Source organism: Enterococcus sp. DIV1421a (assembly GCF_051711025.1).
GTDB classification, from domain to species: domain Bacteria; phylum Bacillota; class Bacilli; order Lactobacillales; family Enterococcaceae; genus Enterococcus_B; species Enterococcus_B hirae.
On record NZ_JBIOLU010000001.1, the window covers coordinates 1,560,963 to 1,577,155 of the forward strand.

The 16,193-nt window shown below is 34.2% G+C and carries 11 protein-coding genes and 1 pseudogene; 5 read left to right on the forward strand and 7 right to left on the reverse strand.

The genetic code is table 11. The features are described from left to right. Nucleotides 1–259 precede the first annotated feature (259 nt). Nucleotides 260–646 carry a DUF1093 domain-containing protein gene (locus IGK21_RS07165; protein ID WP_010719069.1) on the reverse strand — a complete coding sequence of 129 codons (387 nt, stop codon included), beginning with the start codon at nucleotides 644–646 and terminating at the stop codon, nucleotides 260–262. 443 nt (nucleotides 647–1,089) lie between these two features. Between IGK21_RS07165 and IGK21_RS07170 the strand changes: the two genes are divergently transcribed. Beyond that, complete coding sequence (locus IGK21_RS07170) at nucleotides 1,090–1,692, forward strand: DUF4352 domain-containing protein (RefSeq protein ID WP_010719068.1); 603 nt, start codon at nucleotides 1,090–1,092, stop codon at nucleotides 1,690–1,692. A gap of 477 nt (nucleotides 1,693–2,169) precedes the next feature. Here the strand turns inward: IGK21_RS07170 and IGK21_RS07175 are convergent, their stop codons facing one another. The 4 genes from IGK21_RS07175 to IGK21_RS07190 all read right to left on the reverse strand — a co-directional run bounded on the left by IGK21_RS07175 (nucleotide 2,170) and on the right by IGK21_RS07190 (nucleotide 8,229). Next, complete coding sequence (locus IGK21_RS07175; protein WP_252703144.1) at nucleotides 2,170–4,578, reverse strand: MucBP domain-containing protein; 2,409 nt, start codon at nucleotides 4,576–4,578, stop codon at nucleotides 2,170–2,172. A 16-nt stretch (nucleotides 4,579–4,594) separates the two neighbouring features. After that, the gene (locus IGK21_RS07180; protein ID WP_181915011.1) at nucleotides 4,595–5,629 is read right to left on the reverse strand and encodes a DUF916 and DUF3324 domain-containing protein; all 1,035 of its coding nucleotides are present in this window, start codon (nucleotides 5,627–5,629) and stop codon (nucleotides 4,595–4,597) included. Continuing rightward, nucleotides 5,616–6,302, reverse strand: coding sequence for a WxL domain-containing protein (locus tag IGK21_RS07185; protein WP_010719065.1), 687 nt, complete (start codon nucleotides 6,300–6,302; stop codon nucleotides 5,616–5,618). The genes IGK21_RS07180 and IGK21_RS07185 overlap by 14 nt, the downstream gene beginning before the upstream one ends. A 457-nt stretch (nucleotides 6,303–6,759) precedes the next feature. Further along, nucleotides 6,760–8,229, reverse strand: coding sequence for a helix-turn-helix domain-containing protein (locus tag IGK21_RS07190; RefSeq protein ID WP_181915012.1), 1,470 nt, complete (start codon nucleotides 8,227–8,229; stop codon nucleotides 6,760–6,762). 746 nt (nucleotides 8,230–8,975) lie between these two features. Between IGK21_RS07190 and IGK21_RS07195 the strand changes: the two genes are divergently transcribed. From IGK21_RS07195 to IGK21_RS07205, 3 genes are all read left to right on the forward strand, one after another. Beyond that, on the forward strand, nucleotides 8,976–9,200 hold the full coding sequence (locus IGK21_RS07195; protein ID WP_094940216.1) for an XRE family transcriptional regulator: 225 nt from the start codon (nucleotides 8,976–8,978) through the stop codon (nucleotides 9,198–9,200). A gap of 844 nt (nucleotides 9,201–10,044) precedes the next feature. Continuing rightward, a complete protein-coding gene (locus IGK21_RS07200) occupies nucleotides 10,045–11,814 on the forward strand; it encodes a CocE/NonD family hydrolase (RefSeq protein WP_053766825.1) in 1,770 nt (589 codons plus the stop codon). Nucleotides 11,815–11,886: 72 nt separating this feature from the next. Then, entirely contained in the window at nucleotides 11,887–12,786 is a 900-nt protein-coding gene (locus IGK21_RS07205; protein ID WP_161651727.1) for a LysR family transcriptional regulator, read from the forward strand. A gap of 1,946 nt (nucleotides 12,787–14,732) precedes the next feature. Here the strand turns inward: IGK21_RS07205 and IGK21_RS07210 are convergent. Beyond that, the gene (locus IGK21_RS07210; RefSeq protein ID WP_010718754.1) at nucleotides 14,733–14,930 is read right to left on the reverse strand and encodes a cold-shock protein; all 198 of its coding nucleotides are present in this window, start codon (nucleotides 14,928–14,930) and stop codon (nucleotides 14,733–14,735) included. Between the two features lie 288 nt (nucleotides 14,931–15,218). Then, nucleotides 15,219–15,413, reverse strand: a complete 195-nt coding sequence (locus IGK21_RS07215) for a hypothetical protein (RefSeq protein ID WP_010719054.1) — start codon at nucleotides 15,411–15,413, stop codon at nucleotides 15,219–15,221. 374 nt (nucleotides 15,414–15,787) lie between these two features. Between IGK21_RS07215 and IGK21_RS07220 the strand changes: the two are divergent. Further along, a pseudogene (locus IGK21_RS07220) lies at nucleotides 15,788–16,071 on the forward strand (transposase); the annotation flags it as partial. Nucleotides 16,072–16,193 lie beyond the last annotated feature (122 nt).

A 16,193-nucleotide genomic window follows, 5' to 3' on the forward strand; every position in this document is an offset into this window, starting at 1 on the left:
GTCATTATCCATTTCATTCACCTCATCTTTCTATTCTTAATAAACCATATTAATGATTTTTTGTCAAAATTTCATTTGCGAATCCTAGAATGCGTATTTGGGCAAACCCCTGCTAATCCATTTCTCCATCAAATTGAGTCAATGCTCCATCACATGGAATAACTGATCAACAAAAAAATCTAACCAGTACATGCTCCGGCTAGATTTAATAGTTGATTTTGAATCAGACTTTTTATCGTCTCTTTCATTTTTTTGAAAACTAATTTAATTCGTCTACTTTATTTTTGATTTCTTTAGGAATCTTTTCTTCTGCAATTACTCTAGGAGAACTTGTTCTTTTGTCACTGATGTCAGCTTGCACGTAACTACCTGGTTTCAATGGTTGTGGTGCTTCTCCACTCACACTAAATGTTCGTTTGGTTGCTTTACCATCAGCTTTTACAAAAGTCACGTCATAATGGTAACTATATTCACCCGCAATGATTTTCCCATCGCTGTTCTTTGATTTCGTTTTTTCTGGCACTTCTGTTGGAATCTTAGTGTATGCAGTAGTTGTTTTATACGTTTCGCTATAATATTTGTAACCGAAAAATCCTCCAACTCCTAATAAAATTAATACAATAACCCCGAATATTCCCTTTTTCATAAACTCACCTCATCAATAAATTTAACTTATTTTATCTTTTTTGAGCTTTTTTTTCCATTTATTTATCTTTCAAATTTGTCACATAAATGACATTAACCACTTATCAATAGATGCTTATCATCTCCTACATTTTTTTGATAATCCTACTTTTCTATTACTTTCTCGATACCTAACATGATCTTTCGAATAATAAAAAATAACAAATTTTATAATTACATATTTTCAAATCAAACACATCATGTTACTATATGTAAGTAAAAAATGAATATTCTTATTTGATGCGAACTGTTAGGTGTTTTTTTTGAAGCTTTTCATTTGTGAAAAACTGAATATTTGGTAGTAAAGATGTCTTAATAAATGAAACATAAGATATCTATATTTTGGCGACTATCACTACCTGCCATTAAGTGGGAGTAAATTAGAAAATTATTATGGAGGAAACAATGGTTAAAAAAAGTGTTGTAGGGGAAGATGGCAAACGTTACGTAGTAAAGGAGAAAAAGCCATTTTATAAAAAAGTTTGGTTTTGGGTACTAGCAATCATTCTTGTAGCAATAATTGGATCTGCACTGGGTGGCTCAGATGACAATAAAGCAAGTGATAACGGCGGAGAAAAAGTGACAAAAACAAGTTCTACTAAAGAAGCTACATCAAGCTCTTCTTCAAAAGAAGCGCAAGAAAGTTTTTACCAAGTTGGGGATACTGTAAAAGTTGGCGATGCTGAGTACACATTAAACAGTGTGGAACTTACTGACGAAAGAAATCAATTTGCAGATGAACAACCTGCTCAAGTAGTCAAGATTACTTACACAATTAAAAACAATGGTCAAAATGACCTTCCTGTAGGAATGGATGTAGAAGTTTATGGCTCAGACGATAAAAAAGCTTCTTCTTATCCAAATGACAATACAATGGGATCAGTTGCTCCTGATAAAGTAATGGATTGTACTGCTCATTTTGGTCTGAATCAAACTGGAGACATCGAAATTCAGTTTAGCCCATTAGTTTCTATCGAAAAAGCGGCTAAATTTAAAGCAACAGTCTAGTTTATAGATTCATATCAGGCCATTTTAGAAAAAAAGTTAAACGACGGTTAGCTATTGATATGGTTAACCGTCGTTTTTTGGTGAAAAACAAGTTCAGAAATAGCGAGTATCTACTGTCCTTCTTTTAAATAGTCACTATCTGTTATCGCTTTGAACAGTTTGTGTATTTTGCGTTCATTTAGTTTTGTTTAGTTTTTTTCATCTCATCCTTCCTAATACTAACTTCTATATATTACATAAAATTTATATTACATAAGTGAACTAATTTTTCGATCGTATTTCATAGTTCCCGCATATCATTTTATAAACCTCGGTTGTATTCTTCTAATTGGAGTAATCGAACGACAAAGTCTTTGATAAGTCTCTTGATAACCAAAGCTTAGGACACGAATCAACTATTTTCTGACTCGTGTCCTTTGCGTTTATCCTTTTTCTTATGAGGGACTATAAAAAAAGAATCGTTTGGTCAAAACCATCTTATCCTGGCGCATCTTCTAATGTCCAAATTAGGCTTCCTTGATATGCCCCAGTTTTGTAAAAAGGATATAAATTTAACTGGATCTTATGATGATCAGTAAAGCTCGCGCTACCCTCTCCTTGCCAAACCAATTGGTCTTCTGCATTAATCGTTTGATCCACTCCACTCCTATGCAGATGAAGAGCATTATGCAACTGGTCATTCTCTTGGTTAGTTAAAGGTCGTTCTTCTTTTAACTTAACGTGCCAATGACTCTTCTCCAACACACTTTCATCGTTAAGCTGAATTTCTTTTTGATTCGTTGCTTGTACCGATTGATCTTGATCCGGAATCTGTTGTTCCCCAAACGTCAACTGTTCCGGTAATCTAAGCTTAACCCCGTGATCAATTAAAACCTGACGGCTCTCTTCCTTTGATTTTTGTCCTTTTTCGTTTTCCATATAAAAAGCAACTTCCTTGTTCAACCAATTTTCAGGAAGCTGAACATTCACTTTATCTTGGATCTCGTTTTCGGAACTTGGATAGTCCTTTAACCTTAAGACTTCATCTCCACATTTCGCCATAAATGATAAATTCTGTTTCTCTTCACAAGAAATATGAATCGTCACCTCTCTGGTTTTTGAGAAACGAGAAAACAGTAAAGGATTTTCTTTAGGCATCAAAGTAAATTCAATTGGCGAACCTTTCTTATAATGATGAACGAATTGCTGTTCTTCTGGAGTAAAGATTCCTTGATCCCTTTCCACTATTTCCTTGACTGGATAATATCCGTTCAATTCTGGATATTCTTGTGATAGATCAAAAGAAGCTGTTATGATTCCTGAAATGATTTTAGGATCAGAAAGTTGTTGGTTATTTTCATCCAAGTAATTCAGTATGACCTTCCCCACGTAGTATACAGAAGAATAGGCAGAACTCGTTCCTTTCTGTTTGTGATTAATCTGTGTAGTAACAGTGAAAGGAATGTTTAAATAGTCTTCTTTCAAATTCGTTTTATCTACCGGATTTTGCTTACTCCCAATCCACTCAAGATTAAGTTGATAATTCAAAACTGTATCATAAAGATTTTCATTGTTAGGGTCTTTTAACGTTAGTTGATAGGAGTGATCCTCTTTTTGACTCCCCACAAAAAGATCACTAATGTCCGTCCCATCAAACTTCACTACGTTAAAATCTTTAATCTTATATTGTGAGTGAGCTGTCACATCATCCAATGAAAAAGCCACAGATAAATCTTTCATTTTATTCCCATGCCCCACATTCGGTATGGTTTGCATCGCATTTAAAGTAACCTTTTGTTGTTCCTTATCAAAACGCTTATCCACTGCTTCAGCAGCAGGAAACTCTGGACTAGCCAAAAAATCTGTTTCATACATGAGAGAGGATGGCGTATTATCTAAGTTTTTAACAACCGTTTCTATTTTAGTTACTGGTTTAGTGATAATCTGGAACTCTTGTGTAGGATGCCCCCATGGTTTCGAAAAATTATTTTCAAAATACGTCCAGAAAGAATGATCATCACTCCACGTATGGTAACTGATATCTGTTGGATTATTCGCAACAAGATATTTTGCCACCTTACCAATATGATTATAGCCGATATACTTGTTTCGATTGATCCCAAAATAATTAAAAGAAGTTTCAATTGGAAAGGCATTCCCCGCTTGATCGAAAAATTCATAAGTAAGAAAGACTTCGCCAGTGATATCGATATCTAAAAAACTCTTTGGATTGCCAATACCGATCTCTCCTCCTGCTTGTCCATCCTTTTTTTTCATTATTATTTTAACATCTACTGGTTTCCCATTAAAAAAGCCAACATTTTTGATCAACGCACTACTTTCTGGATTCTCCTGATTGACAACCAGCCAATTCCCAGAATACTGACCTTTAACTTGTTCCACAGTTGTAAAACTACCATAATGCATCATAAATGTGTTATTGGCGGGAGTTTCTATCGTATTTGCATATCTGAAATACGGAAGATTTGTAATACTTCCAGCTGCTCGAACTTCTTTTGGAAATATGCCAATCAACCCTAACAAAAAAGGAAGTAACCAAATTTTATTAAACTTACGAACAAATTTCTTCCTCTTTTTACACCAATACAGGATGACTAAAGTCAATAGAGCTGCACCAATAAAGAGAGATAAATGATGGTTAGATTGGTTTGTTTTGGGATACATTTTTATTTTTCCAACTTCTTCAGACTTCGCTTGTCCATCAGTAACTGGTCTATTTCTCTCATTTGGATTAAGAACTTTTTCCATTGGGACAATTTGGTGCGCACTCGTTGGTTGGTAAAAACGAATCCCTACCTGACTATTGACCTGGCTATCAGCTAAACCAATTCGTGGGAAAACAACTAAGAAAGCCAGTAAGAGTATATTGAGCCATCGCTTTTTCATCAATGTGCCACTTCCTTTAATTTCCTTTATTCCTTCGCAATTTTGTAATATGCCACAGTAACAAGCCAATAATGAGTAAGCAAACAATTAGCCCCCCATATAAGTATTGGTAGTTATTGTTCTTCGATTTTTTAAGCTTAACCGTTTTGTTGTTAAGACTTTCATCTTTTCCTTTTACCGTAAAGTCTTTTTTCAACGTCCAAACTTTCCCCGACTTTTCTTTCAAAACGGTAGTTAACGTATACTCTCCTTTTTTTAAAGGTTCATTTTCCCAACTAATCGGTAATTTGAAGGTACTTCGTGGTGCTAAAGAAACCAGCTTACTAACATCGTGTAGTACTTCTTTCTGTTTCTTTTTTGTGATGAAAGCATGAAGATCCAATTGACTCATAATCATTGGTTGTGGATTTGCCAGTTTTGCATAGACTGTTAAATAACCATTATCTAGTCCTGGCTTCGCCTCCAAGAGTTTTAGTTCAGGAGCAATTTTTTTGTCTGAACATTGGAGTTGGATACCAATTGTATACGCAAATTTATTTGCTAAGCTAAATCCAGCTGGTTGATCCTCTACCTTATTCTTTTCTTCATAGCAATAAAAACCACCCAGAACCGTCCCCTCAAATCCAGTTGACGGAATCTTTAATTGAAACACGACATCTTTTTCTTCATTCGGATTCAGTTCAACTGTTTGAGGACCTGAAATCAGTTCTTCTAAAGAAGGACCACCTAATAATTTTTGATCATGTTGTGAATAATCTAGCACCCCATTTTTATTGGTAGTCGCATTATTGGCTGCTACTTTGACTTTTATCTTTTCAGAGCTGGTATTTTTAAGCTTTATCGTCAACTCTTGGGACTGGTTAGGCTCAACTTTAAGATCATAATAGCTTACTTCTGAACGTTGATTCTCTGGCAAGACAGCCTTAGCTTCAAAGTTCACTTCTGTTTTTTCAGCAAAAACTGAGGCAGAGTGGCAAGCAAACAGTAAACTTGTCATAAAAAGGATGGAGACTATCCAGCCCCATCCCGGCCTAAATTTATACTGGAGCATCGCTTAACGTCCAAGTAATCTCAGCTGTATAATTTTTTGCTTCCACACCTGCCCGGGGAACATGTAATTTCACATTTTCGTTCTTGCCATCTGTTCCTTCGAATACTGCAGCAAAAGCCCCTGCACCTTCGCCTGGTTGAGCTAACATAACGGTTTGATTGACTTCGTTTAGTACAAATGTATGATCTTTTGACTCTACCAAATGAGGTGCTTTGGATGAGTTGTTTTTCGTTACTACTTGACCATTGCTTAAAGATAGCTGTGCGCCTGTCAACTCCGAGTGATCTTTATCTGTTGAAGTAAATGGTGAGATAGATACACCTAATGTCCAGCCTTTCGCTCCCCCACGAGTATCATTCACTTGGACAAATGGCTTTTTATTCAATGCAAAATAATCCGCATCTCCTTGTTGGATTTCTTGTTCACCAAAAGTAATGTTTGATGCGAAAGGAATAGACAATGAGCCTTTCGCTCCTGTGCTTGGATCGTCATCATGGGTATCATCTGGTACCACTGGCTGAACATCACTACCCGAGCCTTCCTTCAAAGTTACATTTGTTTTATTTGTGACTTGACTTGTTAGTCCTTCATTTTCAGCTGCACAAACCACGGAACTAGATGTCCCTAATGCCAATAAGGCAAGTCCAGCTATACTAACAACTTGTTTCTTCATAATTCTCTTCCTCCTAATAAAAATTAGTCTGCAATTGCGACTACAACTATTCTTCCACTTCTTGATGAGGAAAAAAACAGTAAAAAAATTCCGGAATCTGGAAAAAAATTAGAAGTACTTTTTTGAAAAACGTTTCGTCTCTCATTTGATTTCCTATTGATACTGCAATAATTGATTGAAAACAGGTGCCAATTCGACTTATTCTCAGCTAAGCCATTTACGATCAAATCCAAAAGTACTGATTGACTCAATCTATTTTCCAATTAAAAAGAGGTCGTGATATGTCCAGATTTGAGAAAAAGCCGGAGAATCCAAAGACAGTTTTCCTATTTTTGGAATTCTTCGGCTTATTTCAAGGAGCTGATGCTTAAACATCGTTTAGAATAAAGTGTGAGTTTTATGTCTCAGATTCTGCCAAATAAACCCTTGAAAATTTTGATTGTTGATAAGTATTTAATTATTTGTTTGTAGTTCTTTCTCTATGCAACTCATATAAAATTTTTTCAAGATTTCGCCAGTTACGTTCTGTCGGAATGTTTTTCATTAACAGTAACGGTGTATTTTTCGTATCCAAGAAATAATTTGAGATCACTAAATCAACCTCTTCAAATTTGGTTTCAGAATCAAAAAAAGAAAGAGCATAAACATTACTAAACAATGTTTTGATTTTATTCATTAACCATAATCGATGAGGACGATGTAGATCATCCGTGAGCAAAATTTTTATTGGTTGAATACTTTTGAGTAACAGTCCATAATAATCCAGCAAATAGTAATAATTTAAAAACAGCTGGTGCGTGTTTTTTAAATGGGGTAATAACTCTGTGGGAGCTATCTGTATCATTGAGTCATAAAACTTCTGAACTATTCGACAAATTTGAGGATCAAGCTTTTCTACTTCAGATATATATGATTTATTGAAAAAAACATCGGGATTCCCCCAGAAAAAACAGCTTCTTTCATAAAACGCAATCAAGCTAAACAAATGGTTCTGGTTCCTTCGATCAAAGTCGTAATCAAAGACTTCTTTTAGCGAACAACTGAGCAATTCTACTAAACGATAGGCTAAACTTTGACTTTTTGTATGAGCACGCACTGCTTGTTGCTCATAGCACACCTTTCCCTCAACAATACCGAAAGCATAGATTACCCGATATAGAAAATATCGTTCATTGTCTGGCAATAGCAACTGGCTTTCTTTCAACCACATCGAGACCAATTCAAAGTTTGGATCACTCTCGATTGTTGATTTCACCTCTTCATCTAGCGAAATATTCTGCTTCTTAGTTCTTTCAAGTATAATCGCTAACCAAAAACTCAGCGTTTTCGTTTGTAAAGCATCTAATTTAAATCCATAGGTTTTTTCAAAACATTGAACATACTTCATGATCCTGTCACAATCAATCAAAAAGGGCCAGTGACCATCTCGTGTTGATTCCCAATAAAAATAGTAATAAAAACTTCTGATATTGATCTCTTCGGCTTCTATTTCCAGTTTAAACGAGTGAAAACCGATCTTGTATCTTTTAAAGTAAGGAACTAATAATTTAGCATATCTAAAAACGGTAGATGTACTCGTATATTGTTTTTCTGCAAAGTCTTCGATTCTTTTTTCGGGATATTTGAACATAAAATCAATTAATTGGTAATTATATGATTCTTTATAATAGGGAAGATAAATACTATATATGGGAAAGTCTTCTTCCTTTTGGATACAAAAGCGCTGATTATTCTCATTTTGTAAAACAATTTTCCCATTAAACTGTTCAAACAGCTCTGATAATTCCTTCATATAAAGAGAAATTGATTTAACAGATCCTCCTATATATTGCTGTATCTCATCCATCGTATACCCATTGTCCGCTTCAAGTAAAAAGTGAATTAGTTTCACTTTTTTTTGGGAGGATTTCGTCAAAAAAGTTTGCATTCAATCACCACCAATTTAAATATTTTTAACTTTCTTAACATTCAAAAGACATTGTTCGTTAACGTTTTGGATTATAGCATACACTGGTTTACGATCAATTCATATGAAAATAACGAGTCATTTTTCAAGTCACAAAGCTAAATCCATTCTCCCATGACAATCAGAAAAATCTACCATTCGGGTAACATTATTTATAATATTTTGTCCAAAATAAAAAGCCCTAGATAAGAGACATTTTTGTGTTTTTTTCTATAAAACTACGATCAATTACTAAAATATAAAACCTTGAATCGCCAATAAACGTTCACGCATGCTTTTAGATCTACTTCTGTTTACAGGAATACTGGTTATGATTCTATAAACCCTTTCCTTATTTTTTACACTTTCAAGTAGCTAGTTGTATAAATAACTTGTTTTTCGGGCTTGTTTATCTTTTTATTAAAGGAAAATATTGAATTCCGATACTATTGATAGTGTGATATAAATAGAGTTAAGGAGGTGAAAAAAAGCTGGAAAAATGAATTGCTTCTCTAGTCAATATCGTAACTACTCCTCAGCTCTGACACAGCAAGACGAAAACAAAATACGAAAGTCAACTAAAGAAGTATCAAGGGGGTCCCCTCTTCGGTTTCAATCTAGCATAATTTTATGAACCATATAGTGAATTTGCTCTTATTTATTTCAATAATAGCGGTAGTTATCAGTGGATTAAGATATCTAGTTTATAAATTTAAGTAGGTGATAATATGAATTGGTTTGATCAATACAAAAAAGACTTTGGTTTCAAAAGCAACTATCAAGTCAGTAAAAAAACAGGTATCACAGCGAGTAGTCTAACCCGTTTAAACAATTCCGATGATTGGAAAAATGTCAAAATCGGTACGATGCTTTTATTGGCAGAAGCGGTGGAAAAGAATCTTGATGGTCTAGTTGGATATCTTAATGAACAAAAAAAGCACTCAACCAACTAAAGGATGAGTGCTTTTTTATAATTTTTTTGCTAGTCTACGTCACTATATCTGCAAGAGGACTGATCACACCCTCCTAAACATCTCTGTAAGGCTTTGACTGTATCCTGCCCGAGCAAACCATCTTGTTTGACTTCAAAAAATCCTTGTAATGCTTTGATCACATTTGATTTGGTCAATGTATTATTGAATTGTGTTGCATATGCCTTCTGATAGTATACTTGCTTATACCGATGGCTGATTACACCGTCTTTGCCAGCTATATCAAAGTATCCCAGTAATCGTCTTGTTTATAGCATTACCGAATCGTCCATCGATCGTTAGTTTGATCATTTCCGGTTTGCTAAAAGGTAATAATTCCATGTCACTGGGACGAATCAATAAATCTTTTTTAACTAGTGACGGTTGCAAAGATGATTTTTATCAACTCCGTCAATTAATGATTGACTCTATCAATCAATCTATTTATGATACTCTTGCTTTATCTTCTAACATAACCTAGCAGTCTTCTTAGTATAGCTCTGCAAGAAAAGGGGACTTATCCATCTGATTTTTTTGCATTTACAAAATAACGATATCAACTACCCCAGCTTGAGAAAAATGATCATTGCTCTATTTATTCTTTCACTAGTGGGATCAATCATAGTGAAAAGAATAACTTTTCATATATTGACTTTTTTACAGAATCTAACTAGCTAGTTACATTTTTAGGGAATCTATTCATTTTTTGAATAACACAAAAAATTGGTGGATGACTATCCAAAAATACAATTTTACTTCTGAAATACTACCTCCTATAATTAAAACAGTTTAATTGATTCATACTATTTAATTGGAGGTAATAAAAATGACTGCAAAAATTACTGAAGAAATGTGCTTTAGCCCATCATTCGAATACATTGATAATGGGATTGAACACGGTGTCCTTAGTCCTTTTGAGACAAAAGAAATAACTTTAGAGAAAGGACAACTGATCGCAGAAGGATTCAAGCCATTATCTTGTGATATCAAAATGTTGAAGGATGTCCCTGTCAAACTACGTGATGGGGTGACAATATATACCGATATTTATTTACCGATTACTGATGAAAAAGTACCTGTTCTGATTGCTTGGAGCCCTTATGGAAAAAGTGCCGGAACCGCACCTCGTTATAAAAACCTATTCAACATGTTAGGTATGGGCAATCATTGGAATTCTGGCTTAACGAAGTTTGAAGCACCTGATCCAGCCTATTGGTGTACGCACGGATACGCTGTTTGTAATCCTGATATGCGTGGTATCGCTCATAGTGAAGGCGATACTACGATGATTGGCTCTCAAGAAGCAGAAGATGGCTATGATTTGATTGAATGGCTGGCTTCTCAATCTTGGAGTAATGGAAAAACAGCCCTGACAGGAACGTCCTATCTAGCTTTTTCGCAATGGTATATTGCTGCCGAACAGCCTCCACACTTAACTTGTATCAATCCTACTGAAGGGCTTGCTGACGGATATCGTGATTTGGCTTTTATTGGCGGAATTCCTGATAAAAATTTTATTGAACGATTACAAGTCAATCATGTTAGCGCAACAGGTGCGAAACGCGAAGATTTAACAAAAGAAATGACTGCTTATCCATTAGCAAATGCTGCACTTTGGCAAGACAAAGTAGCTGATCCAAGTAAAATCATCGTGCCAGCTTTTGTTATTGCAAGTTATTCAAATACTTTGCATACAATAGGAACCTTCCGCTCATGGCGTTCTTTAGGATCGAAAGAAAAGTGGCTTCGTATCCATGATCGTCAAGAATGGCCATACTATTATGATGAAAGCAATACTGAAGAGTTGCGCCGATTCTTTGATTATTATTTACTGGGAAAAGAAAATGGCTGGCCAGACACTCCAACTGTGCGCTATTCTCTTCTAGATCTTCAAGGTGGAAACCAAACAGATATTCCAGCAGAATCTTTCCCACCGGCAACTAGCGAAAATAAACGCTATTACATGAATGGACAATTTCGTTCTTTACAAGAAACACCTGAACCTACAGACCTTCCTGTCAAATATCTAGCAGATAATCTACCTGGTCGTACTTCTTTCCAGATGACCTTTGATAAAGAAACCCACTTTGTTGGCTATCCGAAAGTGAAACTCTTCATTGAGGTCGATGGTTATGATGATATGGATGTTTTTGTATGGGTTCAAAAATTGGATACATTCGGAAATGTTTTAAGTGAATTTGTAGTTCCTAATCATGGTGCTGCCCTTCAAGATTTTACGCAAGAAGGTGCTTCTGCGTTGAGATATAAAGGTGCTTGGGGTCGACTACGTGCATCCATGCGCCATCTTGATAGTCAAGCGACTGATGAAATCCCTGCTTACAGCTTTGACCGAGTTGAAAAACTGTCTCCAAAAGAAATTGTTGATTTGGATATCAGTTTAAGTCCAATTGGCCTTTCTTACCAAGCTGGCGAGACTTTACGAATCGTTATAAGCACCAAAGATGAGCTCGGATCAGTAATGCCTGGAACACCTGGCTGTATACCGGATAATAAAGGAGCACATATTCTCCATACCGGCGGTGAGTATGCTTCTTATCTACAATTACCTGTTATGCAAACTTCAAACAATTCTTAGAAAAACTTGTGAAACTGACGTGTTAACTTTATACTAAGACTACCATAGTATCTTTACCAGAATGGAGTCATTATGAAGTTATCAACCTTAAGATTCTTTGTTGAAGTTGCTGCTGAAGGTAGTTTTACAAGAGCTGCACAAAAATTGTATGTGTCTCAACCTACTTTAAGCAGGCGAATACAAGAGTTAGAAGCTGAATTAGGTATTGCATTGTTCATTCGGCACACACATACCCTTACATTATCAAGTGCCGGTGAACAGTTCTTACGTGAAGCAACCGATGTTTTAAGACGAGTAGATTATCTGACACACATGTTTGATCAGCAAATAGAAACACGTAAATCTGCTCAATTATTAAAAATCGGTTATCCCTCAAGCTTTAATATGGGTAAAATGTATGAACTGTTTGAACAGTTCAAAATAAGTCATCCAACCATTAAATTTTTGATAAAGCAAGATACACCGATGAATTTGACAGAGGGGCTCTTAAATGATCAATATGATTTAGTGTTTAATTTATCACCTTATTTTAAACACACAAATAATATCGATACATTCGTATTTATTCAGAATCATTTACAGCTTGCTTTGCCTATTCGTCATCCACTAAGCGCTAAAAACAAATTATACTTTGAAGAATTGAGTCAAGAAACCTTTGTTTTACTGGAAAGAAAACACTCCCCTATGATTGTTGATTATGTCGTTAATCAGTTTGTTAAACATGGATTCAATGTAAAAGCAAATGCCTACGTGAAATCTCTTGACGAAGGACTATCAAAGGTATCAACGGGAGAAGGATTGGCTTTCTTATATTCCGGAATGAATGACGGAACTTTAGAAGATAAGTACCATATCAAAATCATGGATTTAGAAAATGATAATGACGAACAAAATATTGTAGTTGCTAGAAATGAAAAAATCCAAAATGATCTACTCAAAGAATTATTTTTATTTGTGAAAAATAATAGCTAGAAGCTGTTGAAGCCTGTATAGTAGGCTTCAACAGCTTCTGGTTTTATAATCCATTCTTTGAAAATTCGACACTAGTTTCATTAAATCCTCACAAACATAAGAATGAGAGCAAGAATAAAAGTACATCCTAATAAATCTCTTATAATATCAAACGAACTTTTGATTTTTTTCAGGTCTTTAACACCCCGATTATTTCCATAGGAATAATCGTTCTTACTCTGTAAACATTAACTAAATGAACATCTTCTACATGAGTAGATATGATTTTTACCATTGCAGAATAGGCATCTATTTTTTTTACTTCACCAACAAATGAGAAAATCCAAGGGAAATCTTTTCTTGGAATACAGCGACTCTTATCACCAACTTTTACTTTCTGTGTTGTTTAGAATTTTTAGTTGGAAGATCTGCTACCAATCCCCCAATTCTGTATGCACTTTTATAAAATCCGTCTTTCAATTTTGATTCTTATTCCCCTATTTTATCGATTATTTAATTACATTACTCACTGAGCATTGACTATAAATTTAATAAGAGATACACTTTTTTTAAAGTGATAGGGAGGAAAAAACATGACACTTCTCAGCAAACTTAACACTAATATATTGGTATACACCGGAATGATTCTTGTTATACTTAATGCTATTTTTTTGATTTCAACCTTTTCATAAATATTTTGGGATTTGCTCTTATCTTATTTTCTAGCAGTGTCCTCAAATTAATTGGTAACTTTCTAAAAGATAATCACTAGTTGATTATCTTTTTTCTAAATAAATGCCTGTTGTGTCTCCACCCCTTACTGCTGTTTTCAATTTTCAAAAGCTTTTCTTACTTCATATCACATCATTAATAATTTTCGTTAATGTATCAGAAGGATAGATACGCTTATTCAGTTTTTTTTATCCTGTTCATAAAGTCATTCGAGCTTCCCTATCATCTCATCACCTAGAGAATAACTTGGACGTTTCTTCTTAAGTGGGACATCCGTTTTATTCAGCTACCTCACCTACTTTTCTCTTCTTTGGTTAGGTACATACAATCATACCTTGCACAGAATTGTTGCCTGCCTTACTATGTCTAATTAATGCTTTAGTGGTTCATCTAAGGTAAAAATCAAAGGTTAAACATTTTTCTTTTTTAAAAATGAAACGGTTGAACTTAGAAAGAACGCTTGAGGTTTGCCACCAAAAAAACACCGGTGGCAAATCTATGTAAACATGATCTAATTTTTACACTATTTTCAAACAATCACTACTATTTTTTCGATTCATCCTCATCTCGAAAAGATCGCTCTCCTTATTCTTTCCTCCTATATACCCTATTCTATTTTTGTGATTTTATTGAAAAAACATTGATTCATTTGATATTTTTGAAAAAATGCTACACGATAATGCCTTTGATCCTTCCCTTTCACATGTGGGAAAACCGTGGGAAAAACAGATAAAAAAGAGGTTGAGACAAAAAGTGTTTAGCATCAAGAAATAAGAAGGAATTTCCGAAAATTGCTTCTCAAATTTTTGGTAAATTTCGGCTTATTTCCGAAGATGCTGCTTTTGTCTCACCGTTTATTCGTTTTAGAGATACTAAAAGAGCCTGAGACAAGTTTTGTCCCAGGCTCCTTTGCTATTTCTTCGGTTCATCCTCATCCATTTTCAGAACAGCCATGAAGGCTTCCTATAAGATTGTGTTATTCATAAAGTTTTTCTAATATCTATACATCATTATAAATCCTATTATACCAACTTTCATATTAAGCAAGAGCCTATTATTTAATACTTGCTGATACTCATATAATAATAATTGATATTTTATAAATGGGCGAAAAAATGGCGAATTTTCTTCTTTAATAGAATATTTTTTACCCTGTAGGACTCGAAGATACGACCGGACGGTTATGAGCCATTATATAAAAAAACCACCTCGATTGAGATGGTTAAAGTTCAACATTATTTTACGATATTTACCGCTTGAGGTCCACGTTGTCCTTCTTCAATATCATAAGAAACAGCTTGACCTTCATCTAATGTTTTGAATCCATCGCCTTGGATAGCTGAGAAGTGTGCAAATACGTCATTTCCATCTTCACCAGTGATAAATCCAAAACCTTTATCTGAGTTAAACCATTTTACTGTACCGTTATTCATATATATTTCCTCCTAATATGTGTTTTGTTGCAATTAATATTACTTGGTAAAAGGAGTTTTTATAGTGTGAATATATCGCTCAGATTACGTTTCAAATTAGATTACTTGTTTACTATAACACGGATGCAACGGTAACACAAGGATAACTGCTTGATACACTTTTTAATACAAAATTTGGAGTAAATATTTAGAATGATTAATTAAAGGATGAAAAAATTAAAATTGATAATAAATGACTAACACCACTAATTACAATATTACATCATTTACTTAAAACTTTAATAAATTTTACTTTTCTACTATATTGACTATTGCTTTTCCACAAATTAGTTCTTGTTCTAAAACTGATTTTATTTGCAATGCACATTCTTTTGAAAATGGTTCAGCCTCTTTCCATGATCCTAATAGTGGATAATTATTGATTACACTTTTGACATATTGTTTGTTTTTTACTCCTCGTGTTTGTACTTCTACATAATACATAGTGATACCTTCTTTATTAGTTTTTTATGTAAAGACTACTCTTATGAGTAGTCTCATAGATAATAAATCGCAGTAAAATACAGGAGATCTTTGTGAGGTTGATCGTAGTTACTACGAAATTTATTTTGTGCTACATAGTTTAACCTGAATAATGCGAATACAACATGAAATATCTTGTAGCACATTATAATTATAATCTATTAAATTAAGTTTTTTTATTTGTTTTTGTTATATCTAATATAAAAAATATTACCTAATAATAAAAAACATTATATTTAACCAAAAATGGCAGAATAGAAATACAATCTATTTTTTATAAAATAGATTAATCAAAAGCAACTAAAAAGAGCTACTCTTTCAAGTAGCTCTAAATAGATGTCATCAATCTTAAAAAGAAAAGAGATCATTCACTATTTGAGGACTGTTTATCCAGAGAAGTCAGCCAGCTACCTGAAACTTATGCGACAACTTTGCGAACATTTAAAAAGTTTCTGCCGCAGACCCAAAACGCCCTCCGCTACAGTTATTCAAACGGACCACTAGAATGTTTAAACAACCATATTAAAGTATTAAAAGCAATGCTTATGGGTTTCGAAATTTTTATCATTTCAAACGACAGATCATGATTCGACACGGTAAAACTATTTTAACCAAATAAAAAGAACAGAAAGAAGTTTTTCTTCTTTCTGCCCAAATTATTCTAAGATTTCTCTTTACCAACATCATTTGACAAAGAGCCTGGGAAAACCGTGGGAAAAACAGATAAAAAAGGTCTAGCTC

Coding starts and splice junctions, on each gene's coding strand:
- IGK21_RS07200 (WP_053766825.1), top strand. CDS start 10,045: ATGACTGCAAAAATTACTGAAGAAATGTGCTTTAGCCCATCATTCGAA.
- IGK21_RS07170 (WP_010719068.1), top strand. CDS start 1,090: ATGGTTAAAAAAAGTGTTGTAGGGGAAGATGGCAAACGTTACGTAGTA.
- IGK21_RS07190 (WP_181915012.1), bottom strand. CDS start 8,229: ATGCAAACTTTTTTGACGAAATCCTCCCAAAAAAAAGTGAAACTAATT.
- IGK21_RS07205 (WP_161651727.1), top strand. CDS start 11,887: ATGAAGTTATCAACCTTAAGATTCTTTGTTGAAGTTGCTGCTGAAGGT.
- IGK21_RS07180 (WP_181915011.1), bottom strand. CDS start 5,629: ATGCTCCAGTATAAATTTAGGCCGGGATGGGGCTGGATAGTCTCCATC.
- IGK21_RS07195 (WP_094940216.1), top strand. CDS start 8,976: ATGAATTGGTTTGATCAATACAAAAAAGACTTTGGTTTCAAAAGCAAC.
- IGK21_RS07210 (WP_010718754.1), bottom strand. CDS start 14,930: ATGAATAACGGTACAGTAAAATGGTTTAACTCAGATAAAGGTTTTGGA.
- IGK21_RS07175 (WP_252703144.1), bottom strand. CDS start 4,578: ATGAAAAAGCGATGGCTCAATATACTCTTACTGGCTTTCTTAGTTGTT.
- IGK21_RS07165 (WP_010719069.1), bottom strand. CDS start 646: ATGAAAAAGGGAATATTCGGGGTTATTGTATTAATTTTATTAGGAGTT.
- IGK21_RS07215 (WP_010719054.1), bottom strand. CDS start 15,413: ATGTATTATGTAGAAGTACAAACACGAGGAGTAAAAAACAAACAATAT.
- IGK21_RS07185 (WP_010719065.1), bottom strand. CDS start 6,302: ATGAAGAAACAAGTTGTTAGTATAGCTGGACTTGCCTTATTGGCATTA.